This window comes from Photobacterium sp. R1, assembly GCF_054600795.1.
Map to the genome: position 1 here is coordinate 1 of NZ_BAAHZP010000269.1, position 342 is coordinate 342.

Genomic DNA, 342 nt, shown 5'->3' on the forward strand with positions numbered 1-342 from the left:
TCCTCCACATTTCCCATGCCCTTCACTAAGGGGGCTAAATCGATGGCCGGGCTGCCCCGGCCAAACCGTTCCCAGTCGAACAAAACCAGCTCGCCCTGATCGCGCCGTCCCCAGTTGCCTGCATTACTGTCGCCGGATAAACAGGCGATCGGTAGAAAAAGATCGGCAGATTTTGTTTGAAGCTGACACAACTGCTGTTCGGCAGAGGAAGGCAATTGCAGCTGCATCAAAGCGTGTTCTGTCTGCTGGATTGTCCATTGGTGGGGGTGCACCGGCTGTTGTGCGGGTATGGAGTAATGATGAATGGCCGCCAGCTGGCGAAACGTTTCCTTGTCGGCATTT

At 55.3% G+C, this 342-nt stretch carries 1 protein-coding gene; it reads right to left on the minus strand.

The window, feature by feature from the left end:
- On the minus strand, positions 1-227 hold a 227-nt coding region (locus tag ACYP03_RS24990; RefSeq protein WP_459782524.1), incomplete at its 3' end, for a phosphotransferase family protein.
- Positions 228-342: the final 115 nt, after the last annotated feature.